This window comes from Bradyrhizobium amphicarpaeae (genome assembly GCF_002266435.3).
Taxonomy (GTDB): domain Bacteria; phylum Pseudomonadota; class Alphaproteobacteria; order Rhizobiales; family Xanthobacteraceae; genus Bradyrhizobium; species Bradyrhizobium amphicarpaeae.
This window is the reverse complement of sequence record NZ_CP029426.2, coordinates 6,969,364-6,995,434: the sequence shown is the minus strand read 5'-3', so window position 1 is coordinate 6,995,434 and position 26,071 is coordinate 6,969,364. Positions and strand designations below refer to the sequence as shown.

Below are 26,071 nucleotides of genomic sequence, written 5' to 3'. Positions count from 1 at the left end.
CCTCCGTATGCAGCGGAGCGTGAATCGCGTGGCGGTTGTGCGCTGACGCGGCACGCCGCACTGCATCATTAATCGCGGCCTAATGCGAATTGCCGGCGCTCTTGTCGCCGGCGGGATTGCGCAGCCGTCCGACCACGCCGGTCGGGAAGAAATAGACGCTGGCGATGAACAACAGGCCGAGCCACAGCAGCCAGCGGTCGGGATGCAACAACCCCGGCAGCAGCGGCAGGCCGGCCTCCGACGCCGCCGTGGAGGCGAGGCCCATCAGCGACTGCAAATAGTTCTGGGCGAGGATGAAGATGGTGGCGCCGATGATCGCGCCGTAGATCGTGCCCATGCCGCCGATCACGACCATCAGAAGGATGTCGAGCATGATCGAGAAGCTGAGCGAGGTATCGGGACCGGCATAGCGCAGCCACAGCGCATTCAGGATGCCGGCGCTGGCAGCGACCAGCGCGGCGATGCAGTTGGCATAGGTCAGGTGGAACACCGTGCGGAAGCCGAGCGCCTCGGCCCGAAAGCGGTTCTCGCGGATCGCCTGCAGCACCCGCCCGAACGGTGAGTTCACCACCCGCAGCAAGGCGAGGATCATCAGGGCCGAGACGGCAAACACCAGATAGAAGGTCAGGATGCGGCCGTTGATCTCGAAGCCGAACAGGCTCTTGGAGATCAGCACCGTGCCGGGACGCAGCAGCTCCGGCAGCTGGAAGCTGCGCCCGTCCTCGCCACCGGTCAGCCAGGACAGCTGCGACGCCAGCACCTGGAAGGCGGAGGCGACCGCCAGCGTGATCATGGCAAAGAAGATCGCGGCGACCCGCAGTGAAAACAGCCCGATGGCGAGCGCGAGCAGGGCTGCCAGCGGCAGGCCGATGACGATGCCGGTGGCGACCGCGGCCCAATTCGGGCCCATGCCGTACAGCGAGATCGCGATCGCGTAGCTGCCGATGCCGTAGAACATGGTGTGGGCGAACGACACCGAACCGGTATAGCCGAGCAGCAAATCGTAGGAGGCGACCAGGGCTGCGAAGACGCAGATCTTGGCCGCGACGTTCAGTGCCTTGGCACCCGGAAACAGGAACGGCGTCGCCGCCAGCGCCAGGATGATGACGACGAGAACGAGCGTGAGGATCCGGCTACGCGGCGGATCGCCTGACAGGATCATCATCGGCTGGTCACCGCATAGAGGCCGCGCGGCCGCCACATCAGAATGGCGACCATCAGCAGGATGTTGGAGACGAGGGCGAGTTTCGGCACCAGGAAGCCGCCGTAATTGGCGACCATCGCGACCAGGATCGCGCCGATGAAGCAGCCGCCGATCGACCCGAGGCCGCCGATGATGACGACCACGAAGATCAGCACCGTGAGCTCGTCGCTCATGGAGGCATGAACCTGCTCGCGATAGAGCGCCCACATCACGCCGCCGAGGCCGGCCAGCGCCGATCCCGTCATGAACACGCCGAGGAACAGCCGGCGGATGCGATAGCCGAGTGCCTCGACCATTTCGCGGTTCTCGACGCCGGCGCGGATCAGCAGCCCGAGCTTGGTGCGGTTGAGCACGAGCTGGATCGCGACGAAGACGGCCAGCCCGATCAACATCGCCAGCACGCGGTATTTGGCGATCGCGACGTCGCCGAGGATGAAGGATCCGCGCAGCGAGGCCGGCAGCGGCATCGGGATGATCTGTGGTCCCCACAGCGCATAGAGGGTCTGCTCGGCGACGATCAGGCCGCCGGTCGTCATCAGGATCTGCTTCAGGTGCTGGCCGTAGACCGGCAGGATCAGCACGCGCTCGACGACGAGGCCGAGGGCGCCCGACACGGCCATCGAGAGCAGCGCCGCCGGCGCCAGAACCGCCAGGTTCATCCAGAGCGAATCCGCCTGGATGGAAGCTGCGAACGGCGCCAGCACCAGCGTTGCGACATAGGCGCCGACGGCGATGAAGGCGCCGTGGCCGAAATTGAGCACGTCCATCAGGCCGAACACCAGCGTCAGGCCCGAGGCCATGATGAAGATCATCATGCCCATGGCAAGGCTCGCGGCGGTCAGCGTCAGCCAGGTGCTGGGCGAGCCGATCAGCGGGATCGTCACCAAAGCGAGCGCGACCGGCAGCAGGATCGGCGCGATGTCGCGCTTCGGCTTCGGCAGCGGATCGGTTGCGGCAAGGTCAGTCACTGATGCGCCTCCAGGCTCAGGCCGAGCAGCCGCTCCTGCAGCGGCACGTCGGCGGCGAGCGCCGCCATCTCGCCGCGATGGACGATGGTGCCGTTGTCCATCACGAGCACGTTGTCGCCGAGTTCGCGGGCGGCAAAGAAATTCTGCTCGACCAGGAGGATGGTCGCGCCCTTGCGCTTGATCTCCTTCAGGCACTCGATCAGCGCCATCACGATCGCCGGCGCCAGCCCCTTGGTCGGCTCGTCGATCAGCAAGAGCTTGCGCGGCTCGATGATGGCGCGCGCGATCGAGAGCATCTGCTTCTGCCCGCCCGAGAGGCTCCCCGCCCGCGACAGCCAGAACCGGCGCAGCGCGGGAAAGAAGCCGAAGATCCATTCCAGCTGCTTATCGTCGAGCGGGCCGTCGCGCGCCGCCAGCACTAGGTTCTCCTTCACGGTGAGATCGGAAAACACCGCCATGCTCTCCGGCACGTAGCCGACGCCGAGCCGCGCGATATCGGGCGTGGCACGGCTCTCGATACGGTCGCCGGAGAGGCTGATCTCACCGCTGGACGCCTGCCACAGGCCCATGATGGTGCGCAGCGTCGTGGTCTTGCCGGCGCCGTTGCGCCCCAGCAGCATCGTGGTCTGCCCCTGCGGGACCGCGAGGTCGATGCCCTGGAGGATGTGGTAGCGGCCGATATGGGTGTGCACGCCGGAGAGCTTCAGGAGATCGGTCATGCTGCGCTCCCTCCAGCAGTCTTGGGAGCAACGCCGAGATAGGCCTCCTGCACGATCGGCGAGGCGATCACTTCGGCCGGCGGTCCGTCCGCGACGAGCTGGCCGTTATGCAGCACGATGATGCGGTCGGCAAGCGAGCGCACCACGTCCATCTTGTGCTCGACGAGGAGGATGATCTTGCTCCTGTCCTGCTTGAGCTGCGCGATCAGGTTGAGCACCACAGGCACCTCGTCGATGCTCATGCCGGCAGTCGGCTCGTCGAACATGAAGACCTTCGGCTCCAGCGCGATCATCAGCGCGACCTCGAGCTTGCGCTGGTCGCCATGCGACAGCGCGGTCGCGGCGACGCCGCGGCGGCTGCCGAGCGCGACCTGGTCGAGGATGGCGTCGGCGCGTGCGATCAGGTCGCGGCGCACCATCCAGGGCCGCAGCATGTCGTAATGGGTGCCGTTCGCCGCCTGCACCGCGAGACGGACGTTCTCTTCCACGGTGAGATTCGGAAACAGGTTGGTCAGCTGGAACGCGCGTCCGAGGCCCGCGCGGGTCCGCAGCGGCGCGGAGTGCTGAGTGATGTCGGTGCCGTCGAACAGGATGCTGCCGTTCGAGGCGCGCAGCTGTCCCGAGATCAGGTTGAAATAGGTGGTCTTGCCGGCGCCGTTCGGCCCGACGATCGCGGTGAGCTCGCCCGGACGGAACGTGCAGGAGACGTTGTTGACCGCGACATGGCCGCCGAAGCGGATGGTGAGGTCGCGGGTCTCGAGGGTGAGGGACATTGAGAATCTACAAATGGTGAAACGGGATATATCCGCGAGTCACGTTGCGCTCCCTCCCCCACTTGCGGGGGAGGGCGGGGGAGAGGGTGTCTCCACTTGCGAAAACCCCCAAGAGGAAAGAGCCCTCTCCCGCATCCGCCTTCGCCAAGGCTTCGGCGGACAAGAGCGGGAGAGGTGAAGCAAGAAGATCAGCGCTTGTTCTTGATCGGAACGTCCATGTCCTCGATCTTCAGCTCGCGCACCGGCTCGAGGACCGCCCAGGCGACGTTCGGGTCGACCTTGACCTTGAAGTGATACATGCTCTGCAGCGCCTGATGGTCTTCCTTCCGGAACACCATCTTGCCCTTCGGCGTGTCGAACTCCAGGCCTTCCATCGCGGTGATCAGCTTCTCGCTGTCGGTCGACTTCGCCTTGGTGACGGCGGCGACGACGGACATCGCGGCGGCAAAACCACCAGCGGTGAAGAAGTCCGGCGGCGCGTTGAAGCGCTTCTGGTGCTCGGCGACCAGCCAGTCGTTCACCGGGTTCTTCGGGATCTCGTAGAAATAGTAGGTCGCGCCTTCCATGCCGGGCAGGCCCTTATAGGCGGCGAGCGCCGGCAGGATGTTGCCGCCGGTGGAGAGCTCGATGCCGTAGCGCTTCGGGTCCATGTCCTGGAGCTTGGCCAGCGGATTGCCGGCGCCGGCCCAGATCACCCAGATGACCTTGCGGCCCGGCTTGTCCTTCAGCGCGTCGAACAGGCGCTGGCCGACCGCGGTGAAGTCGGTGGTCGAGGTCGGGGCATATTCTTCGGCGGCGAGCGTCGCGCCGGTCTTGGCCAGTGCCTCCTTGAAGGCGGCGACGCCATCGCGGCCGAACGCATAGTCCTGCGCCAGCGTTGCGACGGTGACGCCCTGCTTGCCGATCGCGACCGCATTGGAGATCGCGTCCTGCGAGGAGTTGCGCCCGGTGCGGAAGATGTAGCGATTCCACTTCTCTCCGGTAATCTGGTCCGCGACGGCGGGCTCGACGATCAGGATCTTCTTGTTCTCTTCGGCGACGGGGAGAATGGCGAGCGCCGCGGCCGACGAGGTCGTGCCGATCGCGATGTCGGCCTTGTCGTCCTGATAGGCTTCGGCGAGCGCGGCCTTGGCGAGGTCCGGCTTGCCCTGGTCGTCCTTGGTGATGATGACGATCTTGCGGCCATCGAGGGTCATGGTGCCCTTGGTGGCGTATTCGAAGCCCATCTTCAGGCCGGTCTCGGTCTGCTTGGCGTAGGCCTCGAGCGGACCGGTCTTGCCGTAGATCAGCGCGATCTTGAGATCGTCGGCTTGCGCGGAGGGACTCGCGGCCAGGCCGAGAATGGCTGCTGTGAGAATGAGCGATCGACGCACGATGGGTTCCTCCTTGAATGAACTGCCTTGGTCAAAGCGATTTGCACAAGTGTGCACACATTGCAATTCCGCCTTTCCGGCGGTGCTTGCACGAGGGGCATGTGACAGTCTCTTGACGTGTGCGCCGCGCGGCTAACGTCGCGCGTTCTGGCGAAGCGGCGCCATGCAGCGTCCTGCATCGGCCCATGCGTTTCCTCTGACGGGCCCAGAGCAAGCCTTGCGCCAGAGGCGGAGCCCGGAGTGGGAATGGCTGAAAATGCGGCACAAACGCTGAAGACGCTGCGAGCAAGGGCCGGCGCCGAGGTGTCCGGAATCCGAGACTTCAGACACGTCAGTCTCGAAATTCAGACAGGCGGGGCACCCGAAGCCAGTCCGAACTTGGCGAGTTTCTTGTAGAAGGTTGCGCGCGAGATCTGAAGCATCCTGGCTGCTTCCGTGATCTGGCCGTTGCTCGCGGCGAGCGCATGTTCGAGCGTCTGCTTCTCGAACTCGGCCTCCGCCTCGGCGTAAGGCACCACAGATCCGGTCATTCGGGCCTCTGACGTTGAAACGGCGGCCCCGTTCATCGGCAGGATGTGAACGAAATCGTCGCTGGTCAGCCGCCCGGAATCGCTCAGGATCAGCGCGCGTTCGAGAATGTTGCGAAGCTCGCGGACATTGCCGGGCCAATCGTAATGGGCGAGGGCCGAGAGGCCGCTCGGGGTGATCCTGGCGTTGACGAAGTCGCCGGAGGCGCAGATGTCTTCGATCAGCCGCGCGCAGATGTCAGGCAGATCGTCGAGGCATTGGCGAAGTGGCGGCAAGTCGATCGAGAGCACGTTGAGCCGGTAATAGAGATCGGCGCGGAAGGCTCCGTCACTGACGCGCTTGCGCAAATCGACGTTGGTCGCGGCGATGACGCGCACATCCACCTTGCTGATCTTGTCCGAGCCGAGCGGTTCGATCTCGCGCTCCTGCAGCACGCGCAGCAACTTGGCCTGCAATTGCAGCGGCATCTCGCCGATCTCGTCGAGGAACAGGGTGCCGCCGTCGGCGATGCGGAACTTGCCCTCGCGTCCCCTGCGGTCGGCGCCGGTATAGGCCCCAGGCGCGGTGCCGAAGAATTCGGACTCGATCAGCGTCTCCGGGATCGCCGCGACATTGACGCTGACGAACGGCTTTTCGGCGCGCGGCGATGCATTGTGGATCGCCTGCGCCAGTAATTCCTTGCCGGTGCCGGTCTCGCCGGTCAGCAGAACGGTCACGCTTTGCCGTGCCGCGCGCTTGGCGAATTCCTTCGCCTGCGCGATTCCCGCGGTGGTGCCGACAAAATCCGCGAAAGTGAAACGCGCGGCGCGGGCGTTGGACAATTGTCGTCGCGCCAGCCGCAGATCGCTCTCGAGCTGGGCGACGCGGGCGAGCAGCGGCTTCAGGCTTTCGATGTGGTCGTAGAGCACGAAGCCGATCGCGCCGATCACCATCCCGTTCTCGTCCTCGATCGGCATGCGCGTGACGACGAGCTGCTCGCCGCCGAGTTCCATGATGTCGAGCAGGATCGGCTCGCCGGTCTCGGCCACCTTCCGCATCAGGCTGTTGGGGATGACCTCCTCGATCGGCCGGCCCATCGCCTCGCTGATGCGCGTGAGGCCGAGTGCCGCGAGATATTTTTCGTTGACGTAGACGACGCGCCCGTCGCGGTCGATCGCGATCGCGCCCTCGCAGAGCTGTTCCAGCCGCTCGAACAGCGTCTCCATCGCGCGCGCACGGAGATAGGCGGGATCGCTGATCGAGGCGGAAGGGGCGGACATGACATATCTCGGGGGAGGTCTGTCCGTGTATTAGCAAAAGGGCAGCAATTTCAAAGGGGAGAAATGGTGGGATGGATGCGGGACACCCCGCCCTGGATGCCCCGGTCAAGCCGGGCGACGACACCGAGATGAGAGAAGCGCGGGTCCTACCTTCGATACCCGCTCGCGCGCGAATAGCCCTGGCGGTTCTGCTGGGCCGGCCGGTTCGCCACGCTGGCGCGCGACTCGCTCGAGGCCGGTGTCGCGAGCTTCAGCTCCTCGAGGAAGATCGGGCGGGAGAAATAATAGCCCTGGGCGTAGCGGATCTTGGTCGCGGCCTGGAGATAAGCGAGCTCCTCGTAGGTTTCGAGGCCTTCGGCGATCACGGTCATGCCGAGCGCCTCGCTCAGGGATTCGATCGCGCGCAGGATGCCCTGGCTGCGGGGGCGCTTATGGATATCGGTGATGAAGGAACGGTCGATCTTGATCTCGTCGGCGGTGATGTCGGCCAGCGCCGAGAGCGAGGAATAGCCGGTGCCGAAATCGTCGATCGAGATGCCGACGCCGAGCCTGCGGAACATCGGCAGGATCTCGGCCTGGAAGTGATTCTTGGCGACGAAGGCGTCTTCCGTCACCTCGATCATGAAGCGCTGCGGAAAGCCGGTCTCCTCCAGCGCCCGCGCGAAGCTGCGCATGAATTCGGGATTGCCGGCCTGCTTGGCGGCGACGTTGATGCTGATGGTGGCTTCCGCGCCAAAGGTCTCGTTGATCAGGTCGATCGATTTGACGATCTCGGCGAGCACGAGATGAGTCAACTCGTCGATCAGCCCGAGCTCACCGGCGAGATTGATGAACGAGCCGGGCGCCTGGATCACGCCTTCGTCGTCGCGCAGACGCACCAGGGCCTCGATGCCCTTCACGGCCTGGGTGCGGATGTCGACCTTGGACTGAAAGGCGCAGCAGAAGCGCTTCTCAAGGATGGCTTGCCGCAGCGACTGCTCGATCTTCATCCGCGCCAGCGCCTCGCGCTCCATGCTGGAGTCGAAGAACGTCGCCGACCCCTTGCCGTCATTCTTGATGCGGTACATCGCAATGTCGGCGTTCTGGCGCAACGTCTCGAAGCTGCGGCCATGATCGGGATAGAGGCTGATGCCGACGGAGGTGGAGGCGAAGACTTCCGAATTGTCGATGAAGAACGGCGCCGTCAGCCGCTCCAGCGTCGATTGCATGAATTCGGCGACCTCCTCCTGGCTCTGGATCGGCGACAGCAGCAGCAGGAATTCGTCGCCGGAGATGCGCGACAGCATGTCGGAATCGCGCAAGTCGCGTCCAAGCCGCTTCGACAGCTCGACGAGCAGCGCATCGCCGACGGCGTGGCCGTAATAGTCGTTGATGTGCTTGAAATTGTCGACGTCGAGGAAGGCCAGCGCGAAGCGCTCGCCGCCACGATCGGCCGCGAGCAGCTTGCTGGCGTGATGTTCGATCACGCGGCGCGAGGGCAATCCGGTCAGTTCGTCGAAATAGGCCGAACGGAACAGCTGGTCCTCGAAATTCTTCTGCTCGGTGATGTCGGAGGATGCCGAGATCAGCAGTTCGCGGCCGGCGAGGCGAACGGGACGATGGGTCGTGAGCAGCACCTGGCGCGCGGCGCCGCCGTGAAGCGCCTCCTCGGTGACGACAGCCTGGCCGGCGCTCAGCGCCTGGCGGCAGGCTTCGCGGCGCGGCGCCAGATCCGGCGACGGACGGCTGCCGTCCATGCCGAGCTGTGCGGCGGCGGCATCGTTAACCAGCAGAAGCTCGCCATCCGCATCCTGCACGGTCAGGCCGGCCGGCAGCATTCTAACGATTTCCTTGAGAAAACCGAGCTCGGCTTCACTCGCGCCGGAATATTGGTTGTCGTTCGTAGAAGTCATGAATCTTGCTGTTCAGCGCGCCTTTGCAATGGGCGCGATCTTGCGCGGTTCCCTCTTAAGTTTGGTTAAGGGCTCCGGAGAAATACGGGGTTGTTTTGGGGGAAACTTGCGACGATGCGACGCGCGCCGACTATCGTCATTAACAGGACGTCAACAGCGCCTGCGAAACTGCGGGCGGGCGCGCGGGTCGGCTTTCGTTTTGCGCGATGCTATTCGCTTCGCGGGATTCGACATTGCATGATGCAATGCAGCCCGGTCTTCAAGTAGGAGGTATCGGTCCTGCCATCAAAGGCCGACAGTGCCGATTTCAGCAGCTTGGTGCCGAAGCCGGGCTCCGACACCTTGTCCACGCTCGGCCCCTCGGTCTCGTCCCAGGTGATGGTCAGGCGGTCGTCGCTCACCGTCCATGACACCTGCAACAGACCGCGAGGTGAGGAGAACGCGCCGTACTTGCCCGCATTGGTGGCCAGTTCGTGAAACATCAATGACAGCGTGACCGCGAGCTTCGGCGGCAGGAACAGCCGATCGCCGTTCAGGGTGAAGCGGACATGGCCGTAGGGGCCGAGCTCCGAGATCAGGAGATCGCGAATGTCACAGCCGGCCTTGTCGATCCGCGAGATCAGATCGTCGGTCGCGGCAAGCGAGCGCAGCCGCGGATCGACCCGGGCCCAGACCAGCGGCTCGTCATGCAGCACCTGATGCAGCACGGCATGGGCCGTGGACAGCTTGTTCTTCAGCCGGTGCTGGAGCTCGTCGACCAGCAGCTTGCGATATTCCTCTTCCTCGATCAGGCGCTTGGAGATCCGGCGCTGCTCCGCCAGCATGGTGCGATAGTGCTCGACGCCCCAGATGGTGAGCGCACAGACCGTCCAATAGAGTGCCAGCAGGGCAAACCGCGCGCGATCGGCAAAGGCATCGCCGAAATTCAGGACGACGCCGAGCATGCCGCCGACCAGTGCGGTCACGATCCCGATCCGGAAGCCTCCGAACGCGGCGGCAAAGAACACGGCCGGAAAATAGGGGGTGAAGTAGACGTCGGGCCGCATATGCGCCAGCGCCCAGCGCGTCAGCGTCGCAACCAGCAGGCAGACCACCGCAAACGCAATGCTCAGACCGAGCGATGGCGGCGCCGCACCCTGCCAACCCCTGCGGAATTCGTCGATCAGCTTCCCCATGCGCAGCCCAGTTGCGATATGCGTTCGAAAATCGAACGGCCTGTGAAGATGTTACGCATCCCGCCCGCACAAGCATAGCTTGCCTTGCCGAAGACAGGCAGGGATAGTGGCATCTGCGGCGAAGGCAGCGGCTGATGTTCGCCGTTTGGCATCAAATCGTTCGAAAACAGGAACATTCCATGGGCAGGCTGGACGGCAAGGTTGCGGTGATCACGGGCGCCACGAGCGGGATCGGGTTGCGCACCGCGGAAGTCTTCGTTGCCGAAGGTGCCAAAATTGTGATCGCGGGACGGCGTCTACCGGAGGGCGAAGCCCTGGCGAAGCAGCTCGGCGCCAACTGCATCTTCCGCCAGACCGACGTGACGGTCGAAGCGCAGATGCAGGCGCTGATCGCGCTCGCCGTGGACAAGTTCGGCCGGATCGACTGCCTGTTCAACAATGCCGGCGGCCCGGCGCAGACCGGCGGCATCGAGGGTCTCGAGGTCGAGCGCTTCGACGCGGCGATGGCGACGCTGGTGCGGAGCGTCATGCTCGGCATGAAGCACGCCGCGCCCGCCATGAAGAAGCAGGGGTCGGGCAGCATCATCAACAACGGCAGCATCGCCGGACGCCTCGCCGGCTTCTCGTCCTCGATGGTCTATAGCGCGGCCAAGGCGGCGGTGATCCACCTCACCAAATGCGTGGCGATGGAGCTCGGCGAGTCCAATGTGCGCGTCAACGCAATCTCGCCCGGCGCGATCGCGACCGGCATTTTCGGCAAGGCGCTCGGGCTCTCGACCGATGCTGCGGAGAAGACCCCGGCGGTGATGCGCGAGGTCTACAAGAGCGCGCAGCCGATCCCGCGCGCCGGCCTCCCCGAGGACATCGCCCAGGCCGCGGTGTTCCTGGCCAGCGACGAATCCAGCTTCATCAACGGCCACGATCTCGTCGTCGACGGCGCCATGACCGGCGGCCGCAACTGGACCCAGCAGCAGCAGGGCTATGTCGCCCTGCGCAAGGCGTTCGACCAAGGGGCGTAGCGGCGAGGCGCGGTGCCGTAGGGCGGGCAAAGCAAAGCGTGCCCACGAATTGTCGCGACGTGAAAGATGGTGGGCACGGCGCTTTGCGCCTTTGCCCACCCTACCAGCGATCGTGGGAGGTCTCGTGCCCCGGACGCAGCGCAGCGCTTCTTCAGCGGTGCGCTGCAGAGCCGGGGCCCATCTCTTTCGCGCGCGACGTGCCGCAAGATTCTCTGTCCCGGCTCGCGCTTCGCGCGTCCGGGACACGAGAGGCGAAGCTCACACCGCCTTCACTCTCACCCTCAGCCCGTCGCGGGGCTTCGGGATCGGCCACATCTGCCAGTCCGGCTTGTAGCCCTCTTCCAGCGACACCTCGATGTTCTGCAGGAAGTGCCGCGCAAAACATTTCGCCTGCATGTAGGCGAAGTGCAGGCCGAGGCACATATGCGCGCCGCCGCCGAACGGGACCCAGGCGAAGCGGTGGCGGTTGCGCTGGGCTTCTTCAGTGAAGCGCATGGGATCGAAGCGATCCGGCTCCGGCCAGATGTCCTTCATGTGATGCGTATAGAGCGGATTGACGCCGACCGCGGTGCCGGCGGGAATCGTGTAGCCCTTGAAGTTGAAATCGCGCATCGCCCGGCGCGGCATCGAGGGCACCGGCGGCTTGATCCGCAGCGCCTCCTTGAACGCCATTTCGGACAGCGGCATCTTTTCGAGATCGTCGAAGCTGCTCGGCGCATCGGCCGCGAGCCCGAGTGCGAGAACTTCCGCGCGCAGCCTGTCCTGCCAGTCCGGATTGGCGGCGAGTTCGCCGACGAACGACGTCAGCGACGAGGTCAGCGTGTCGTGCGCCGCCATCATCAGGAAGCTCATGTGGTCGATGATGTCCTGCTCGGACAGCAGCGCGCCGTCCTCGTGGGTGGCGCGGCAGAGCTGCGAGAACAAATCATCGCCGCCGTGATTGCCGCGTCGCAGCGGGATCTGCTCGCGGAAATAGGCGACGATGCGTTTGCGCCCCCGGACGCCGGCTGCCATCTGGGTGCCGGGCAGGGGACGGCGGATCGGCGCGACAGCGGCAGCGATCATGTCGACGAAGGCGCGGTTGATCTCGTCGACTTCCGGCCCGATATCGGCGCCGAGGAAGGACGCCGCCGCGAGATCCAGCGTGAGCTGCTTCATTTCCGGATAAAGCTGCATCTCGCCGGGCTTGGCCTTCCACTGCGCGACCCGCGCGGCGATGCCGCGGTCGAGATCGGCCAGGTAGGATTTCATCGGCCCCGACTTGAACGCGACCGACAGCGCCTTGCGGTGCAGCCGGTGCTCGTCGAAATCGAGCAGCATCAATCCGCGCGGAAACAACAGGCCGAGCACCTTGTTCCAGCCGTGGGTCGAGGAGAACAGCTTTTGCTGATCGAACATCACGAGTTCGTTGGCCTCGGGCCCGAGCAGCACGACATTTGTCTCGCCGAACACATGGGTGCGGTAGACCAGGCCGTATTTGGCGCCGTTCGCCTCGATATGGCCTTTGGGATCGGCCAACACCTGAAAGGTCTTGCCGATGATCGGCCATCCTTCGTCGCCGGGGATGTGCGTCAGCTCGTTGCGCCTTGGGGCGGTGAACGGAAGCGCAGGGGCGACATTCTGCATCGACATGACGATTGCTCCGGTTGGCTGACCGACAGAAATCGCCCGACCGCGGCATTAATACGGCTGCGCCAGGCTGATGGGATCAGCATAGCACAGGCCGGTATCACGTCCTCATGATAGTGGTGACAGGCGCAACCTCGATGATGCCTACCGCTTCGCCGCTTCCTTCTGCAGATCCGGCGCGTTGACGGCGGGAATGGCGACGCGGCCGGGGCCGGTCACCTTGAGCGCCTCGGCGGCCTTCTCGTTCTCCATGATCTTGGCCATCACCGCCTGGCCGGCGCGCTCGAAGATGGCGCGGTTCTCGATGACGAATTTCTGCGACCGGCGCAGTCCGTCGATATAGCCGTTGATCTCGGGCACGACGTAGCGCGCCACCATGTCCCAGCTGCGGCGCGTGGCTTCCGGATTGGCCCAGTCGTGCACGAAGCCGATGATGGCACCGACGCCGCCGGAGACCTGCATCACGTTCTTGATGGTTTTGACGAGATCGTCGGGCGTGCCGATGGTGGACGCAGCGCCTTCGACGAAGGCGGTCTTGTCCACGGCCTCGTCGGGCGAGGAGAACGCGGTCAGCCCCGGCCGCTGCAGCGTGCCGACATTATATTCGTTGTGCCAGCGCATCAGCCCGGCGCCGGCTTCCTTGCGCGCCTGCTCGCGGGTCTCGGCGATGTGGAAGGTCAGCAGCACGCGCCAGTTGGCGCGGTCGACCTTCGTGCCGTGCTTCTTCGCGGCGTCCTCGGCGAACTGCCATTGCTGCTGCAGTGACATCAGGCCCTGCGTCGTCATCGAGCCCAGCGAGATGATGCCGCAGCCGTATTTGCCGGCGAGCGTCATGCCGGAGGGCGAGATTTGCGAAGCGACCACGAACGGCATCTCTTCCTGCAGCGGCAGGATCTGCAGCGCGGCGTCGTTCATGGTGAACCAGTCGCTCTTGGCCGTGACGCGCTCGCCGTTGAAGAGCCGGCGGATGACGCCGATCGCCTCGTCCTGGCGGTCGCGCTGCGTCATCGGATCGATGCCGAGCGTGTGCGCGTCGGAGGCGAGCGCGCCCGGGCCGGAGCCGAAGATGGCGCGGCCGCCGGTCATGTGGTCGAGCTGCACCATGCGCTGGGCGACGTTGTAGGGATGATGATAGGGCAGCGACACCACGCCGGTGCCGAGCTTGATCCGCTTGGTGCGCTCGCCGGCCGCAGCCAGGAACATCTCGGGCGAGGCGATCATCTCCCAGCCGGATGAATGGTGCTCGCCGCACCAGAATTCGTCATAGCCGAGCGCGTCGAGTTGCTCAACCAGGTCGAGATCGCGCCGGAACTGGAGCATCGGATGCTCCCCGATCGGGTGATGCGGGGCAAGGAAGGCTCCGAACTTCAGGCGCGCCATGGCGTTCTCTCCGGCTTTGATTTTCTGTTTGTTGAGGCGGTGAGGCTACGTGCCCAAGGGCGCGAACGCAATCGCGCGGTGTCCCGCGCAGCGGAATGCAGGCATGCGCGCCTTCTCGCTCTCCCCGCAAACTTCATCCCGCTCGCGCTTGCCTTCGTCGTGGTATCGCGCCATCGCGAGCTCCTGCTCGCGTTCATCGTGATCATCTTCGGCAGTCAGGCATGGCACGACGGAGCAGATCGGAAATGCGGCCGGAGTGGCCGCAATCGGCGCGGTGTTCTCAGCAGTCGAAGCGTTGCAATCTGCGCGCGCACGATTTCCGCTCGCTCGTACTGTTTGTGACATTAATCATCTTCTCCGCCGCATTTCTGTCGTGGGAGGTGTCGTGCATCTGCATGAAGTTGAGGCATTGCGGTTAATACGTGCGGATTCCCGGGGGTTTCCCGCGGTTTTCACTCGATTGACAGCGCACGGTCTTTTTATTTTGCATTGCAGCAACTATCTGGTTTGGCTGGACGTTGTACGTCGCCCATCAGGAAGTTGCCGTGTCGTTAGCCAAAAATGTCGATCTGTTGAGACGTCTCCCGAGGCTGGACGGTCTGCGCTTTGCGGAGTTCGGCCGCAGCCCGGATGGGTCCAGTCCATTGCAGGAGGTCACCGGCTTTGGCGACAACCCGGGCGCCTTGCGCATGTTCGCGTTCGTGCCCGCGCAGTTGCAGAAGCCGCGCGCGCTGGTCGTCGTGCTGCATGGCTGCGGGCAGACGGCAGCGGGCTACGATCTCGGCGCCGGCTGGTCGACGCTCGCGAAGCACTATGGCTTCGCGCTGCTGATGCCCGAGCAGCAGCGGAGCAACAACGGCAACACCTGCTTCAACTGGTTCAATCCGGAAGACACCGCGCGGGACGGCGGCGAGGCGCAGTCGATCCGCGAGATGATCGCGCATATGGCGGACGCCCATCGCATCGATCCCAGGCGTATCTTCATCACCGGCCTGTCCGCCGGCGGCGGCATGACGTCGGTGATGCTCGCGACCTATCCGGAAGTCTTCGCGGCCGGCGCGGTCATCGCCGGGCTGCCCTACGGCATCGCCTCGAATTTGCGCCAGGCGCTCGACGGCATGTTTCATTCGCCGACGCGTCCCGCGCGCGAACTCGGCGATCTCGTGCGCAGCGCCTCGGATCATCGCGGCCCCTGGCCGAAGGTTTCGGTATGGCACGGCAGCGCCGACCGCACCGTCAATCCGGGCAATGCCAACGAGATCGTCAAGCAGTGGCTCGATCTGCACGACCTGCCGGAAGCGCCGATGGCGGAGACCAATGTCGACGGTTATCCGCGCCAGGCCTGGTGGGGCAGGGATGGCGAGACGCTGGTCGAATCCTACGCCATCACCGACATGGCGCACGGCACGCCGCTTGGCCTTGCCGACAACGACCAGCGCTACGGCGTGGAGGGCGCATTCCTGATCGAGGCCGGCATTTCGTCGTCCTATCACATCGCAAAGTTCTTCGGCCTCACCGGCTGGATTGCCGATGCTGCAAAGGCGGAGGCCAAGCCTGCAAGCACGCCTGCAAGCAAGCCTGCAGCGCAGCCGGCGCTGACGCCGGCGCCGCATTTGGCCCGCTCGATCCGCGCAGCGGTCGCCGAGCAGCCGGCCGAGCCGACGCGCGAGGAGGCTCGCGGCTTCGATCTCGGCCAGATCATCACGCGCGCACTGACCGCCGCGGGATTGATGAAGTAGTTCAGGCGGTCTGGCCGATCCACTCGATCGGCGTCACCGTCACCTCGCCGCCGGCGATTTTCCGCGTCATCTCCTGATAAGCCCTGAAGAAGTCGCGCGATTGCAGTGCCTTTTGCGCGGCCTCGTCGGCGACGCTGGCGAGATGGAAATAGCTGCCGTCGTCGCGGTTCTTCAAGACACGATAAGCGATCCGGCCCGTCAGCTCCGGATCGCCGTCGATCGCCTTGACGAAGCGGCCGATCTCCTGGTGCCAGGCGTCCGTGGTGCCGTTCCTGAATTCGTATTTGATCATGAAGTGCTTCATGTGACGCTCCTTGTTCGTCGTGTGCGTCATCATCTGCGGCTTGCAAACGATCCTGCAAGTACGGACAAAATTGATAGTATGGACTTTTTCGACGCCGCTTCTATCTTCGCCCCGCACGTGGAGGAGACGACATGGCGAAGGCGAACCCGGCGCGCACCTGTCCGGTCGCGGCGTTTCAGAAGATGATCAGCGGCAAGTACAAGCTCCGCATCGTCTGGGATCTCAAGGACGGCCCGCGCCGCTATGGCGAGATCCGCAGCGGTCTTCTGCGCGGTACGGAAGGCAGCGCCGAGATCACTCCGCGCGTGCTCAGCCGTGAACTGAAGGCGCTGACCGCAACCGGCCTGATCGACCGCAAGGATTTCGGCGAAGTGCCGCCGAAGGTCGAGTATCGCCTGACCCGCAAGGGCAAGAGCTTCGTGCCCGTGGTGGCCGCGATCCGCGATTGGGGCGATCGTCACCTCACGGAAGCGGCGGCGTTTGTGGATGCCGCAGAATAACGCTCACATCTCGCCGGTGATGAACGGATTGGTCATCCGTTCCTGGCCAATGCTGGAGCCGGCGCCATGGCCGCAGATGAAGCCGACATCGTCGCCGAGCGGCAGCAGCTTGGTGAGAATCGAGTTGATCAGCGTGGCGTGACTGCCGCCGGGCAAATCGGTCCGTCCGACCGAGCCGGCGAACAGGACGTCGCCGACATGGGCAAAGCGCAGCTGCTTGTTGAAGAACACCACGCTGCCCGGCGAGTGGCCGGGGCAGTGGAAGATGTCGAACGCGAGATCGCCGATCGACACGGTGTCGCCCTCGGCAAGCCAGCGGTCCGGCGCGAAATTGCGCACGCCTGTCATGCCGAAGCGCGCGCCGCTCTCGACCACATTGTCGAGCAGGAACTTGTCTGCTTCATGCGGGCCCTCGATCGGCACCTTCAGCGCATCGCGCAAATCGGCCGCGCCCCCGACATGGTCGATATGACCGTGGGTCAGCCAGATCTTCTCCACGGTGACGCCGGTCTGCTTGATCGCGTCCAGGATCTTCGGCACGTCGCCGCCGGGATCGATCACCACCGCCTTCTTGCTGGGTTCGTCCCAGATGATGGTGCAGTTCTGCTCGAACAGCGTCACGGGGACGATGATTGCGCCCGCCTTGGCTTGCGAAGAGTCCTGGGTGTCGTTTTGCTCGGTCATGGCGCCACAATGCCGATTTTTGCCAAGTCGCCAAGCAAAAGATTCGGGCCGCCAGGCTGGGAACAGCCGTCACACGGCCGTCCAATTGGCCTTCCAATTTGAACCGGGGCCGTGTTGTCGCGTTCTCCCGCGCAAGACGCAGATTCCGGGTGGTCCTTTCGCATGACTCAAAGCAACGAGAACTGGTGGCGCGACGGCATCTTCTATCAGATCTACCCGCGCTCCTTTCAGGATTCCGATGGTGACGGCATCGGCGATCTCGCCGGCATCTTGCAGCGGTTGCCTTACGTCAAATCGCTCGGCGTCGATGCGATCTGGCCGTCGCCGATCTTTCCCTCGCCGATGGAAGATTTCGGCTACGACATCTCCGACTATACCGGCATCGAGCCGCTGTTCGGCACGATGGCCGATTTCGATGCGTTGATCGCGGCCGCCCACGACAACGGCCTGAAGCTGATCCTCGACCTCGTGCCGAACCACACCTCCGACCGGCATCCCTGGTTCGTCGAGAGCCGCGCCTCGCGCGACAATCCCAGGCGGGACTGGTATGTCTGGCGGGACCCGGCACAAGACGGCGGGGTTCCGAACAATTGGCTGTCCGAGTTCGGCGGCAGCGCGTGGGCTTTCGACGAGGCTACGGGGCAATATTATTACCACGCCTTCCTCGCCCAGCAGCCGGACCTGAACTGGCGTAATCCCGACGTCCGTGCCGCAATCTACGACGTGATGCGGTTCTGGCTCGGCAAGGGCGTCGACGGCTTTCGCGTCGACGTGATCTGGCACCTGATCAAGGATTCCGAATTCCGCGACAACCCGCCCAACCCGAATTACGTCGAGGGCCGGCCGCCGAACGAAAGAATCCTGACGCAATACTCCACTGACCAGCCGGAGGTGCACGATGTGATCGCCGAGATGCGGCGCGTCACCGACGAATTCGGAGCCCGCGTGCTGATCGGCGAAGTCTATCTGCCGCTGCACCGTCTGATGGCCTATTACGGCAACGACCTCACCGGCGCGCAGATGCCGTTCAACTTCGCGCTGCTTTCGACCTTCTGGAGTGCGCGATCGATCGAGGGGATCATCGAGGATTACGAAAAGGCGCTGCCGCGCGGCGCCTGGCCGAACTGGGTGCTCGGCAATCACGACCGTCCGCGCGTGGCGAGCCGCGTCGGCCCCGAGCAGGCGCGAGTTGCCGCCATGCTGCTGCTGACGCTACGCGGCACCCCGACGCTCTATTACGGTGACGAGATCGGCATGCATCAGGTGGCCATCGCGCCGGAGGATGTTCGCGATCCCTTCGAGAAGAACGTGCCGGGCATCGGTGTCGGCCGCGACGGCTGCCGCACCCCGATGCAATGGGATGCGACCGAATTCGCCGGCTTCTCGGCGGCGCGGCCGTGGCTGCCGCTGCCGGAGCACCACGTGCGCGACAATGTCGTCAATCTTGAAGCCGATTCGCGCTCAATCCTCAATCTCTACAAGCGACTGATTGGCTTGCGGCAGAACTATCCGCCGCTGGTCGCAGGCGATTATCATCCGATCACCGCGCAAGGCGATCTCCTGATCTATCGCCGCGAAGCCGAGGGCCGAGCGGTGATCGTGGCGCTCAATCTCGGCCCCGATCCGATCGCGGTGACGACGAGCGCGATCCGCTTCGGCAGCAGCATATTGCTCTCGACGTTCCTGGATCGCGAGGGCGAGCGGATCGAAGGCGTGCTCGATTTGCGCGGCAACGAAGGCGTGATCGTCGCGCCACCCGCCTAGCCGTCGTCGACACTCTCTCCTCGTCATTGCGAGCGTAGCGAAGCAATCCAGAATCTTTCCGCGGGGGCAGTCTGGATTGCTACGCTACGCTACGCTCGCAATGACGATCGTGGAAGCGGCGGAGAAAACCCAGTGGCGTCACCCCGGATGCTTGTTGCCGGCGGTACTCCCGTCGATGTCGCTTCGCTTCAGCAGATAATCCAGCCCGCCGACGCGATACCAGCGATAGCCATATGGCTCCAGCACGATTCGGTGCTGGCCGCGCTTGTCGGCGTGGCTGTGGTCCTCCGCGAGCAGATTGATCAGATGCGCGCCGGCCTCGCCCGGCAGCCCCACCGAGAACGCGATCTCGCGCGGCGTCTCGTCGAGATTATGCACGAACAGCACCGAATTGTTGCGCCAGTCGTAACGCATGATGAACACGGCGGGATCGCGTGTCGCAATGATCGCGAAATCGCCCCAGCCGATTTCAGGCACCTCCTTGCGCATGCGAATGATGCGCTCGGTCCAGTTCAGCATCGAGTTGGGATCGCGCCGCTGCTTGGCGACGTTGACGTGCGGATAGCCGTACGGCCCCGTGTCGATCACGGGGCAGGCCGGCTTGTCGCTCTTGGTGAAGCCGCCATGCGGCTCTGTCGACCATTGCATCGGCGTGCGCGCGCAATTGCGTTCCGGCAATGAGAGATCGTCGCCCATCGCGATCTCGTCGCCATAGCGGATCACGGGCGTTCCCGGCAGCGTGCACATCAGGCTATAGGCGAGCTCGAGCCGCCTGCGGTCGCCGCCGACCATCGGGGCGAAGCGGCGCCGGATGCCGCGGTCGTAGAGCTGCATGTCCTTGTCGGGGCCGAAGCGTTTGAAGACGAGGTCGCGCTGCGCCTTGGTCAACCGTCCCAGATCGAGCTCGTCGTGATTGCGCAGGAACAGGCCCCATTGCGCCGCGGCCGGCCGCGGCTTGGTCGCTTTCAGCGCCTTCGCCAGAGGACGCGAATCGGCCGAGGCCAGCGCATAGAACAGGTGCTGATTGACGTGGAAGTTGAACATCATGTGCATGCGGTCGCCATCGCGGCCGAAATACTCCATGTCTGTTTTCGGCAGCACATTGGCTTCGGCCAGGATGATGGCGTCGCCCTGCCGCCATTGCAGGAATTCGCGGAATGAGCGCAGCATGTCGTACTGTTCGACCGGCTTCTTCACCTTGGCGCCCTTGGTGGCAATCACGAAGGGCACGGCGTCCATCCGGAAGCCGGAGACGCCGAGCTGGATCCAGAAGCCCATGATTTTCAGGATCTCGGCCTGGACATGCGGGTTCGACGTGTTGAGATCGGGCTGGAAATCGTAAAAGCGATGGAAATAATACGCGCCGGCCTCCTTGTCGCGCGTCCATGTCGTTTTCTGCACGCCGGGAAACACCATGCCCGTGTTGGCATTGGCAGGCTTCTTGTCCGACCACACGTACCAGTCGCGATAGGGCGAATTCTTGTCGCGCCGCGCCTCCTTGAACCAATGGTGCTGGTCCGAGGTGTGGTTGACGACGAGATCGATGATGATGCGGATGCCGCGCTGCTTGCAGCCATGGGCGAATTCGACGAAGTCGCCGAGCGTGCCGTAGCGGGGATCGACGCTGTAATAATCGGCGATGTCGTAGCCGTCGTCGCGGCCGGGCGAAGTCTGGAACGGCATCAGCCAGATCGTGGTGATGCCGAGCCCGTGCAGATAGTCGAGCCGGCGCAGCAGGCCCTTGAAGTCGCCGACCCCGTCGCCGTTGGCATCCATATAGGTGCCGACGGAGAGGCAATAGATCACGCCGTTCTTGTACCAGAGATCGTCGATCATGCCGGGGCAGCCTCGGTGGTTCCGCCGAGGTGCGGCGGCTGCGTGATAAGTGCCTGGGGAAGGGGAGGTTCCGCGTTTTCGATGTCTCCTCGCCCCCGCGCGGGATTGCGCAGGAGGCGGGGACGACACCGAGAATGTGGCAACAGCTCGCTTCCATCGAACAGTGTCCGCCCCTGACGGAATCGGCTATCCTCCCCCCCATGGACAACATCGCCCGCAACATCGCCCTCGTGCCCCCGCCCGATCGCCGCCAGTCCGAGACGGCGCTGGCCATCGCGCGCGGCACCGCGCGGCTGCTGCGCTCGCTCGGCTTTAGCTGCATCAGCGAATTGCCGCTGCCGTCGGGCCGGCGCGCCGATCTGGTGGCGCTGAACGAGCGCGGCGAGATCTGGATCGTCGAGATCAAATCGTCGGTCGAGGATCTGCGTGCCGACCAGAAATGGCACGAATACCGTGCCCATTGCGATCGGCTGTTTTTCGCTTTCACGCAGGACCTGCCGTGCGAGATCTTTCCGGAAGGCACCGGCCTGATCGTCGCCGACGCCTATGGCGCGCACCTGCATTGCGAAGCGCCCGAGCACAAGCTCGCTGCCGCCACGCGCAAGCAGATGACGGTACGGTTTGGAATGGCCGCGGCCTTACGGATCAACCGGCTGGTCGACCCGCAAGGGCATGCGGATTTCTGGGAGTAGGATGGTCTCGTGTCCCGGACGCGCCGCAGCGTGAAACGCTGCTGCGCAGAGCCGGGACCCAGAGGGCCTTGGTTCAAGCTGAGGGATGGGCCCCGGCTCTGCAGCGCATCACTTCGTGCTGCGCAGCGTCCGGGGCACGGGCTGCGGCAGCGGCGCTGTAGGGTGGGCAAAGCGAAGCGTGCCCACGTCTTTCTTGAATACGGAGAAAAATGGTGGGCCCGGCGCTTGGCGCCTTTGCCCACCCTACGGCACTATGACACCGTCACCTTGGCGCGCGCTTGGCGAGAATCCGCTGCAACGTCCGCCGATGCATGTTCAGCCGGCGTGCCGTTTCCGAGACGTTGCGGTTGCACATCTCGTAGATGCGCTGGATGTGCTCCCAACGGACGCGGTCGGCGGACATCGGGTTGGTCGGCAGTTCGGACTTGTCGGCGCTGGTCGACAGCAGCGCCGCGACGACGTCGTCGGCATCCGCTGGCTTCGACAGATAGTCGATCGCGCCCATCTTCACCGCGGTGACGGCGGTGGCGATGTTGCCATAGCCGGTCAGCACGATTGCGCGCGCATCGGGGCGCTTCTTCTTCAGCGCCGAGACCACGTCGAGGCCGTTGCCGTCGCCGAGCCGCAGGTCGACCACGGCGAATGCGGGTGCCGCCTTGCCGATCTGCGCAAGTCCGTCCGAGACGGTGTCGCACGACGTCACCGCGAAGCCGCGTGTTTCCATGGCGCGTGACAACCGCTCCAGGAACGGCTTGTCGTCCTCCACGATGAGCAGCGAGCGGTCGGTCTGTTCGTTCAGTTCGGCGATGGCGTTCAAGGTTTTGTCCTCTCTCCAACGCGTCTACATATGGCCTCGCAATCGGGCGGTGCCAAGGCCACCGATAGTCGATCGGCCCCGTCGTGCGACGCAAGGTCGCGGCCTATCCTATTGTTTCTTCGAGGCTCTCGATAGCCTCAAAACGCTGTCGCGGCCAAGTGATCTGGACCATGGCGCCGTGTTCCGGAAAGATCCGGTTGGTAAACGAGACCTTGGCGCCGGTGCGTTCAAGCAGGGTGCGCGCGATGAACACGCCCAATCCGAGGCCGCGTCGCTCGCTGCCGCCCTCATCCGTATTTCGCCGCCGCGACAGATAGGGCTCGCCGATCCGGTTCAGGATGTCGGGCGGAATGCCGGGGCCGTCGTCGGAGATCAGAAGCTCGATCGTGTCCTTATTCCACCACGCGTCCACCTCGACGGTGGTACGGGCGAAATCGACCGCGTTCTCGACGATGTTGCCGACGCCGTAGAGGATCGCCGGGTTGCGCGAGCCGACCGGCTCGGACACGGCGGCGACCGCGATCCGCACCTTGATCTCGACGCCGAAATCGCGGTGCGGGGCCACCACTTCCTCGATCAGCTCCGACAGCTTCATGCGGTCGAACGGCGCGTCGGTGGAGAGCTGGGTGATCTTGCTCAAGATGTCGCGGCAGCGCTGGGTCTGCTCGCGCAGCGTCTTCAGGTCGGCGGCAAAGCTGGCGTCCTTGACCGTCTTTTCCAGCTCGCGCGAGATCAGGAAGATCGTTGCCAGCGGCGTGCCGAGCTCGTGCGCGGCTGCAGCGGCAAGGCCGTCGAGCTGGGTCAGATGCTGCTCGCGCGTCAGCACCAGCTCGGTTGCGGCCAGCGCGTCCGCGAGCTTGCGCGACTCTTCCGTTACCTGGAACGAGTAGAGGCTGGTGACGCCGATCGCGAGCACGATCGAGAGCCAGACGCCGACCAGATAGATCGGCGGCAGCACCAGGGGATCGTCGGAATCCCAGGGCAGCGGCAAATGGAAGAAGAACAGGACCGAGGCGCAGGCAACGGCGAGCAGGCCGAGGCCGAAGGTGACGCGGGCCGGCAGCGCCGTGGCCGAGATCAGGACGGGCGCGAGGAACAGGAACGAGAACGGGTTCTGCAGCCCGCCGGTAAAGTACAGCAGACCGGCCAGTTCCACGATGTTCAGCGCCAGCAGTCCGGCCGCCTGCATCGGCTCCAGCCGCTGCATCGGGTTGGCCGCGGTCTGCAGCGCCAGATTGAGTGCCGCCGACAAGGCGATGATGCTGACGCAAGGGACGATCTCGACGTTGAATTCCAACCCCTGCGCCACGATGAAGATCGCGGCGAGCTGGCCCAGCACCGCCAGCCAGCGCAGCCGCAGGATCGTGTCCAGGCGGATATGCCGCTGCGCAGGGCGGAAGTCGGAAGCAGCAATTTCAGTCATATCGGCCAATGTGGCGGTGCCTTCCAGGATCACAGACGCTGGGCTTCGGAACCACCGGATTACAAGCCTTGCGCTATCCGCTGCAATAGCAGAAGAACCACCAGCATGACCGAGAATGGCAAGGCTTCAAGTCGGCCGACTGTCGCGGAGCACAGCTCATCCGCGGCGATCGCGGTCGAACACCTCGTCAAGATCTACAAGCAGACCCGCGCCGTCGACGACATTTCCTTTTCGCTGCCGCGCGGCAGCATCACCGGGCTTCTGGGCGGCAACGGCGCCGGCAAGACCACGACCATCGCGATGATCATGGGCCTGGTGCTGCCGACCTCCGGCCGCGTGCAGGTGCTCGGTCATGGGATGCCCGAGGAGAGCGCTTCCGTGCTGGGGCGGATGAACTTCGAGAGCCCCTATGTCGACATGCCGATGCGGCTCACGGTGCGGCAGAACCTCACCGTGTTCGGCAAGCTCTATGCGGTGAAGAACCTGTCGGAGCGCATCGCCGCGCTCGCGGACGATCTCGATCTCACCGAGTTCATGGACCGCGCCAACGGCAAGCTCTCGGCCGGGCAGAAGACCCGCGTCGCGCTGGCGAAGGCGCTGATCAACCGGCCCGAGCTGTTGCTGCTGGACGAGCCCACCGCCTCGCTCGACCCGGATACCGCCGATTGGGTGCGGGCGCATCTGGAGCGTTATCGCCGCGACAACAACGCCACCATCCTCCTGGCTTCGCACAACATGCTCGAGGTCGAGCGGCTCTGCGACCGCGTCATCATCATGAAGCGCGGCCGCATCGAGGACGACGACACGCCGGAGGCGATCATGGCGCGCTACAACAGAACCACGCTGGAAGAGGTGTTTCTGGACGTCGCCCGCGGCCGGACGAACGGTGCGAAGGAGGCGGTGAGGTGAGGGCGTCCCTATATGAAAGCTCTATCCGCGCCCACAACCGTCATCCTGAGGTGCGCGCCCTTTGCGCGCCTCGAAGGATGAGCCGCAAGCGTGCGCTGCCCATCCTTCGAGGCAAGTCTTGCGATGCGCTACGCATCGCAAGACCTGCACCTCAGGATGACGCCGGTGCTTGTGGCTGGCGCCGCGCCCCCGATCGCGCTGCGCTCCATCCGGGCTACAGGCAACCCCGACGACACGCCGGAGATGATCATGGCGCGCTACAACCGGACCACGCTGGAAGAGGTGTTTCTGGACGTGGCGCGCGGCCGGGTGAACGGTGCGAAGGAGGCGACACGATGAGCGGGTCTCTCTATGTTTGCTCTATCCGCGCCCACAACCGTCATCCTGAGGTGCGCGCCCTTTGCGCGCCTCGAAGGATGGGCCGCAAGCGTGCGCTGCCCATCCTTCGAGGCAAGTCTTGCGATGCGCTACGCATCGCAAGACCTGCACCTCAGGATGACGCCGGTGCTTGTGGCTGGCGCCGCGCCCCCGATCGCGCTGCGCTCCATCCGGGCTACAGGCAACCCCGACGACACGCCGGAGATGATCATGGCGCGCTACAACCGTATCACTCTGGAAGAGGTGTTTCTGGACGTCGCGCGCGGCCGGGTGAACGGTGCGAAGGAGGCGGTGAGGTGAGCGGGCCTCTCTATGATTGCTCTATCCGCGCCCACAACCGTCATCCTGAGGTGCGCGCCCTTTGCGCGCCTCGAAGGATGAGCCGCAAGTGTGCGCTGCCCATCCTTCGAGGCAAGTCTTGCGATGCGCTACGCATCGCAAGACGCGCACCTCAGGATGACGCCGGTGCTTGTGGCTGGTGCCGCGCCCCGGATCGCGCCGCGCTCCAGCCGGGCTACGGGCAATCCCGACGACACGCCGGAGATGATCATGGCGCGCTACAACCGTACCACGCTGGAAGAGGTGTTTCTGGACGTCGCCCGCGGCCGGGTGAACGGTGCGAAGGAGGCGACACGATGAGCGGGCCTCTCTATGATTGCTCTATCCGCGCCCACAAACGTCATCCTGAGGTGCAAACCTTGCATCGCAAGGTTTGCCTCGAAGGATGGGCAGCGCAAGCTTGTGGCCCATCCTTCGAGGCGCGCGAAGGGCGCGCACCTCAGGATGACGCCGGTGCTTGTGGCTGGCGCCGCGCCCGGGATCGCGCCGCGCTCCATCCGGGCTACGGGCAACCCCGACGACACGCCGGAGATGATCATGGCGCGCTACAACCGTACCACGCTGGAAGAGGTGTTTCTGGATGTGGCGCGCGGCCGGGTGAACGGTGCGAAGGAGGCGGTGAGGTGAGGGCGTCCCTATATGAAAGCTCTATCCGCGCCCACAAACGTCATCCTGAGGTGCGCGCCCTTTGCGCGCCTCGAAGGATGAGCCGCAAGCGTGCGCTGCCCATCCTTCGAGGCAACCCTTGCGATGCAAGGTTTGCACCT

22 protein-coding genes and 4 pseudogenes are annotated in these 26,071 nt (G+C 64.6%); 11 read left to right on the top strand and 15 right to left on the bottom strand.

The genetic code is table 11. The features are described from left to right. Nucleotides 1-79 precede the first annotated feature (79 nt). The 8 genes from CIT40_RS32755 to CIT40_RS32720 all read right to left on the bottom strand — a co-directional run bounded on the left by CIT40_RS32755 (nucleotide 80) and on the right by CIT40_RS32720 (nucleotide 9,891). The gene (locus tag CIT40_RS32755; protein WP_193550895.1) at nucleotides 80-1,165 is read right to left on the bottom strand and encodes a branched-chain amino acid ABC transporter permease; all 1,086 of its coding nucleotides are present in this window, start codon (nucleotides 1,163-1,165) and stop codon (nucleotides 80-82) included. Continuing rightward, nucleotides 1,162-2,172 carry a branched-chain amino acid ABC transporter permease gene (locus CIT40_RS32750; protein ID WP_094894483.1) on the bottom strand — a complete coding sequence of 337 codons (1,011 nt, stop codon included), beginning with the start codon at nucleotides 2,170-2,172 and terminating at the stop codon, nucleotides 1,162-1,164. The genes CIT40_RS32755 and CIT40_RS32750 overlap by 4 nt, the downstream gene beginning before the upstream one ends. Then, nucleotides 2,169-2,891 carry a branched-chain amino acid ABC transporter ATP-binding protein gene (locus tag CIT40_RS32745; protein ID WP_094894485.1) on the bottom strand — a complete coding sequence of 241 codons (723 nt, stop codon included), beginning with the start codon at nucleotides 2,889-2,891 and terminating at the stop codon, nucleotides 2,169-2,171. The genes CIT40_RS32750 and CIT40_RS32745 overlap by 4 nt, the downstream gene beginning before the upstream one ends. Continuing rightward, a complete protein-coding gene (locus CIT40_RS32740; protein ID WP_094894487.1) occupies nucleotides 2,888-3,664 on the bottom strand; it encodes an ABC transporter ATP-binding protein in 777 nt (258 codons plus the stop codon). The genes CIT40_RS32745 and CIT40_RS32740 overlap by 4 nt, the downstream gene beginning before the upstream one ends. Before the next feature lie 188 nt (nucleotides 3,665-3,852). Next, nucleotides 3,853-5,037: a substrate-binding domain-containing protein gene (locus CIT40_RS32735; protein WP_094894490.1), complete on the bottom strand. Its 1,185-nt coding sequence runs from the start codon at nucleotides 5,035-5,037 to the stop codon at nucleotides 3,853-3,855. A 344-nt stretch (nucleotides 5,038-5,381) separates the two neighbouring features. Continuing rightward, on the bottom strand, nucleotides 5,382-6,824 hold the full coding sequence (locus CIT40_RS32730; RefSeq protein WP_094894493.1) for a sigma-54 interaction domain-containing protein: 1,443 nt from the start codon (nucleotides 6,822-6,824) through the stop codon (nucleotides 5,382-5,384). A gap of 146 nt (nucleotides 6,825-6,970) precedes the next feature. Then, nucleotides 6,971-8,716, bottom strand: coding sequence for a putative bifunctional diguanylate cyclase/phosphodiesterase (locus tag CIT40_RS32725; protein WP_094894496.1), 1,746 nt, complete (start codon nucleotides 8,714-8,716; stop codon nucleotides 6,971-6,973). A 209-nt stretch (nucleotides 8,717-8,925) separates the two neighbouring features. Beyond that, nucleotides 8,926-9,891 (bottom strand): sensor histidine kinase, encoded by a 966-nt coding sequence (locus CIT40_RS32720; protein WP_094894498.1) that lies wholly within the window; start codon nucleotides 9,889-9,891, stop codon nucleotides 8,926-8,928. 179 nt (nucleotides 9,892-10,070) lie between these two features. Here CIT40_RS32720 and CIT40_RS32715 point away from each other — a divergent pair, with 179 nt between their 5' ends. Next, entirely contained in the window at nucleotides 10,071-10,910 is an 840-nt protein-coding gene (locus CIT40_RS32715) for an SDR family NAD(P)-dependent oxidoreductase (protein ID WP_094894501.1), read from the top strand. Nucleotides 10,911-11,168: 258 nt separating this feature from the next. Here the strand turns inward: CIT40_RS32715 and CIT40_RS32710 are convergent, their stop codons facing one another. Together CIT40_RS32710 and CIT40_RS32705 are read right to left on the bottom strand one after the other, a co-directional pair. Continuing rightward, a complete protein-coding gene (locus tag CIT40_RS32710) occupies nucleotides 11,169-12,542 on the bottom strand; it encodes a cytochrome P450 (protein WP_162307788.1) in 1,374 nt (457 codons plus the stop codon). 141 nt (nucleotides 12,543-12,683) lie between these two features. Next, nucleotides 12,684-13,919 carry an LLM class flavin-dependent oxidoreductase gene (locus CIT40_RS32705; protein ID WP_094894507.1) on the bottom strand — a complete coding sequence of 412 codons (1,236 nt, stop codon included), beginning with the start codon at nucleotides 13,917-13,919 and terminating at the stop codon, nucleotides 12,684-12,686. Between CIT40_RS32705 and CIT40_RS32700 the strand changes: the two genes are divergently transcribed. After that, the gene (locus CIT40_RS32700) at nucleotides 13,821-14,261 is read left to right on the top strand and encodes a hypothetical protein (protein WP_162307308.1); all 441 of its coding nucleotides are present in this window, start codon (nucleotides 13,821-13,823) and stop codon (nucleotides 14,259-14,261) included. The genes CIT40_RS32705 and CIT40_RS32700 overlap by 99 nt on opposite strands. 203 nt (nucleotides 14,262-14,464) lie before the next feature. After that, nucleotides 14,465-15,658, top strand: a complete 1,194-nt coding sequence (locus CIT40_RS32695; RefSeq protein WP_094894678.1) for an extracellular catalytic domain type 1 short-chain-length polyhydroxyalkanoate depolymerase — start codon at nucleotides 14,465-14,467, stop codon at nucleotides 15,656-15,658. A gap of 1 nt (nucleotide 15,659) precedes the next feature. On the opposite strand, the gene CIT40_RS32690 is transcribed toward CIT40_RS32695, so the two are convergent. Beyond that, a complete protein-coding gene (locus CIT40_RS32690; RefSeq protein WP_244611885.1) occupies nucleotides 15,660-15,962 on the bottom strand; it encodes a hypothetical protein in 303 nt (100 codons plus the stop codon). A 131-nt stretch (nucleotides 15,963-16,093) separates the two neighbouring features. Between CIT40_RS32690 and CIT40_RS32685 the strand changes: the two genes are divergently transcribed. Continuing rightward, nucleotides 16,094-16,462: a winged helix-turn-helix transcriptional regulator gene (locus CIT40_RS32685; protein WP_094894514.1), complete on the top strand. Its 369-nt coding sequence runs from the start codon at nucleotides 16,094-16,096 to the stop codon at nucleotides 16,460-16,462. Between the two features lie 3 nt (nucleotides 16,463-16,465). Here the strand turns inward: CIT40_RS32685 and CIT40_RS32680 are convergent, their stop codons facing one another. After that, nucleotides 16,466-17,146, bottom strand: coding sequence for an MBL fold metallo-hydrolase (locus tag CIT40_RS32680; protein ID WP_094894516.1), 681 nt, complete (start codon nucleotides 17,144-17,146; stop codon nucleotides 16,466-16,468). 162 nt (nucleotides 17,147-17,308) lie between these two features. Between CIT40_RS32680 and CIT40_RS32675 the strand changes: the two genes are divergently transcribed. After that, on the top strand, nucleotides 17,309-18,910 hold the full coding sequence (locus CIT40_RS32675; RefSeq protein WP_094894519.1) for an alpha-amylase family glycosyl hydrolase: 1,602 nt from the start codon (nucleotides 17,309-17,311) through the stop codon (nucleotides 18,908-18,910). Nucleotides 18,911-19,048: 138 nt separating this feature from the next. Here CIT40_RS32675 and CIT40_RS32670 read toward each other — a convergent pair whose 3' ends face one another. Then, a complete protein-coding gene (locus CIT40_RS32670; RefSeq protein WP_094894522.1) occupies nucleotides 19,049-20,746 on the bottom strand; it encodes an alpha-amylase family protein in 1,698 nt (565 codons plus the stop codon). Between the two features lie 200 nt (nucleotides 20,747-20,946). On the opposite strand from CIT40_RS32670, the gene CIT40_RS32665 reads away from it, so the two are divergent. Next, nucleotides 20,947-21,438: an MmcB family DNA repair protein gene (locus CIT40_RS32665; RefSeq protein WP_094894524.1), complete on the top strand. Its 492-nt coding sequence runs from the start codon at nucleotides 20,947-20,949 to the stop codon at nucleotides 21,436-21,438. Nucleotides 21,439-21,700: 262 nt separating this feature from the next. Here CIT40_RS32665 and CIT40_RS32660 read toward each other — a convergent pair whose 3' ends face one another. Together CIT40_RS32660 and CIT40_RS32655 are read right to left on the bottom strand one after the other, a co-directional pair. Then, nucleotides 21,701-22,255, bottom strand: coding sequence for an ActR/PrrA/RegA family redox response regulator transcription factor (locus CIT40_RS32660; RefSeq protein WP_094894527.1), 555 nt, complete (start codon nucleotides 22,253-22,255; stop codon nucleotides 21,701-21,703). A gap of 103 nt (nucleotides 22,256-22,358) precedes the next feature. After that, nucleotides 22,359-23,678, bottom strand: a complete 1,320-nt coding sequence (locus CIT40_RS32655; protein ID WP_094894680.1) for an ActS/PrrB/RegB family redox-sensitive histidine kinase — start codon at nucleotides 23,676-23,678, stop codon at nucleotides 22,359-22,361. A gap of 105 nt (nucleotides 23,679-23,783) precedes the next feature. Here CIT40_RS32655 and CIT40_RS32650 point away from each other — a divergent pair, with 105 nt between their 5' ends. From CIT40_RS32650 to CIT40_RS32630, 5 genes and pseudogenes are all read left to right on the top strand, one after another. Further along, nucleotides 23,784-24,587 (top strand): ABC transporter ATP-binding protein, encoded by an 804-nt coding sequence (locus CIT40_RS32650; protein ID WP_094894529.1) that lies wholly within the window; start codon nucleotides 23,784-23,786, stop codon nucleotides 24,585-24,587. A gap of 228 nt (nucleotides 24,588-24,815) precedes the next feature. Beyond that, nucleotides 24,816-24,926 (top strand): annotated as a pseudogene (locus CIT40_RS32645) (ABC transporter ATP-binding protein); the annotation flags it as partial. A 228-nt stretch (nucleotides 24,927-25,154) separates the two neighbouring features. Then, nucleotides 25,155-25,265 (top strand): annotated as a pseudogene (locus CIT40_RS32640) (ABC transporter ATP-binding protein); the annotation flags it as partial. A 228-nt stretch (nucleotides 25,266-25,493) separates the two neighbouring features. Beyond that, a pseudogene (locus CIT40_RS32635) lies at nucleotides 25,494-25,604 on the top strand (ABC transporter ATP-binding protein); the annotation flags it as partial. A 216-nt stretch (nucleotides 25,605-25,820) separates the two neighbouring features. Then, a pseudogene (locus tag CIT40_RS32630) lies at nucleotides 25,821-25,931 on the top strand (ABC transporter ATP-binding protein); the annotation flags it as partial. Between the last annotated feature and the right edge of the window lie 140 nt (nucleotides 25,932-26,071).

Bases quoted from the DNA above. Each gene is read 5' to 3' on its own strand.
- CIT40_RS32680 (WP_094894516.1), bottom strand. From the start codon at position 17,146: ATGACCGAGCAAAACGACACCCAGGACTCTTCGCAAGCCAAGGCGGGC.
- CIT40_RS32710 (WP_162307788.1), bottom strand. From the start codon at position 12,542: ATGTCGATGCAGAATGTCGCCCCTGCGCTTCCGTTCACCGCCCCAAGG.
- CIT40_RS32675 (WP_094894519.1), top strand. From the start codon at position 17,309: ATGACTCAAAGCAACGAGAACTGGTGGCGCGACGGCATCTTCTATCAG.
- CIT40_RS32725 (WP_094894496.1), bottom strand. From the start codon at position 8,716: ATGACTTCTACGAACGACAACCAATATTCCGGCGCGAGTGAAGCCGAG.
- CIT40_RS32685 (WP_094894514.1), top strand. From the start codon at position 16,094: ATGGCGAAGGCGAACCCGGCGCGCACCTGTCCGGTCGCGGCGTTTCAG.
- CIT40_RS32705 (WP_094894507.1), bottom strand. From the start codon at position 13,919: ATGGCGCGCCTGAAGTTCGGAGCCTTCCTTGCCCCGCATCACCCGATC.
- CIT40_RS32730 (WP_094894493.1), bottom strand. From the start codon at position 6,824: ATGTCCGCCCCTTCCGCCTCGATCAGCGATCCCGCCTATCTCCGTGCG.
- CIT40_RS32740 (WP_094894487.1), bottom strand. From the start codon at position 3,664: ATGTCCCTCACCCTCGAGACCCGCGACCTCACCATCCGCTTCGGCGGC.
- CIT40_RS32665 (WP_094894524.1), top strand. From the start codon at position 20,947: ATGGACAACATCGCCCGCAACATCGCCCTCGTGCCCCCGCCCGATCGC.
- CIT40_RS32745 (WP_094894485.1), bottom strand. From the start codon at position 2,891: ATGACCGATCTCCTGAAGCTCTCCGGCGTGCACACCCATATCGGCCGC.
- CIT40_RS32715 (WP_094894501.1), top strand. From the start codon at position 10,071: ATGGGCAGGCTGGACGGCAAGGTTGCGGTGATCACGGGCGCCACGAGC.
- CIT40_RS32755 (WP_193550895.1), bottom strand. From the start codon at position 1,165: ATGATGATCCTGTCAGGCGATCCGCCGCGTAGCCGGATCCTCACGCTC.
- CIT40_RS32650 (WP_094894529.1), top strand. From the start codon at position 23,784: ATGACCGAGAATGGCAAGGCTTCAAGTCGGCCGACTGTCGCGGAGCAC.
- CIT40_RS32655 (WP_094894680.1), bottom strand. From the start codon at position 23,678: ATGACTGAAATTGCTGCTTCCGACTTCCGCCCTGCGCAGCGGCATATC.
- CIT40_RS32670 (WP_094894522.1), bottom strand. From the start codon at position 20,746: ATGATCGACGATCTCTGGTACAAGAACGGCGTGATCTATTGCCTCTCC.
- CIT40_RS32690 (WP_244611885.1), bottom strand. From the start codon at position 15,962: ATGAAGCACTTCATGATCAAATACGAATTCAGGAACGGCACCACGGAC.
- CIT40_RS32720 (WP_094894498.1), bottom strand. From the start codon at position 9,891: ATGGGGAAGCTGATCGACGAATTCCGCAGGGGTTGGCAGGGTGCGGCG.